The 1,188-nt window shown below is 62.8% G+C and carries 1 pseudogene; it reads right to left on the bottom strand.

Annotated elements, in window-relative coordinates:
* Positions 1-127 precede the first annotated feature (127 nt).
* A pseudogene (locus tag A3754_RS26860) lies at positions 128-1,188 on the bottom strand (DUF3592 domain-containing protein); the annotation flags it as partial.

The raw sequence follows: 1,188 nt of genomic DNA, 5'->3' as shown, positions 1-1,188 counted from the left end.
TCTCGCACCTTATCGGGGTACTGGATCGCCCCTTTGGCTGCAGGAGCGGGCTTGCACGCGAACCAGGCTGGGCAAGGGTTCGCGTGCAAGCACGCTCCTACATCAAGGATTCAGATTTGCGGACAGTTTACACCAGTCGCAGGGTGCGCAGCACGGCCTCACGTAAGGCGTCCCCCGCTTCGCGCCCGGCAATGCCCTCAGCCAAACGAATCTTTTTGCCATCGATCTCGGCGATCAACGCCATGTACTCGGTCTGGCGGCCATTGCTGGTGCTGCTCATGCCCGTCTTCAGCACCACTTGCTCTGCCCGCAGCAACTGGCCCTTGCGGGTAAACACGGGGATTCCCAGCCAGCGACGCAGGCTGCGCACTTCGCCACCGCGAATCCACACATCCAGCCCCCTGCCCAGGGTGAACACGGTGATCCCCACAATGAGATAGCCGATCAGCCCGAAAATGCTGCCCATGAAGTACAACATAAAGCCTTCGCTGGCGGCGGCGATAAACAGCCCGGTGCCCACGGCGGCGAAAATGCCACCAAACACCAGCAGCGCCAGTTTCATCCCCAGGTGGCGGCCCGGACGGCTTTGCAGATGCAGGCCCTGGCTGGTCTGCTCCACCCGTATCTGCTCATTGGCGGATTCCAGTGCCTCCACCTGCCGCTCGCGCTGGTCGGCCATGACGTGGGACTCCGGCAGCCGGAAACGGCTCTCGCCCTCTCCTGCCACTACCGGGATATCCCAGCTGCGTTTCAGCTTGCGATCTTCAACCATGCCCTCCAGCTCGACTCGCCAGCAGATATAATTGCGACCGCTACCGGATGACGGCGGCTGTTCCGCCGGCACATCGAAACAGAACAGGATATCGCTGCCCTGCTGGGTGGGCTGGCACAGGGCGCGCTGGTCGGTCTGCCAGAGGATGTCTTCCACGGTCTTGCGGTCCTTGCCGCTGCCGCTCTCCCTGCCACGGATGCAGCTCAGCCACACATCCATATCTGTGTCACGGGACAACGCCTTGCCCAAGTGGATGGCGCCCCCTACCTGACCACCGGCATGGCCGGGTTCCGGGTCCAGTTCCAGCGGGGTGGGACCGAAAAACCGATAGTTGCTGCGCATCTTCCAGCCCGCCCAGGCAATGCCTGCGCCCACGGCAGGAAACAGCAGCACCATCAGAATCGCATAGTCCCCCC

Source organism: Alcanivorax sp. HI0083, assembly GCF_001635175.1.
The sequence above is the reverse complement of the archived record's forward strand: the minus strand, read 5'-3'. Positions and strand labels throughout refer to the sequence as shown.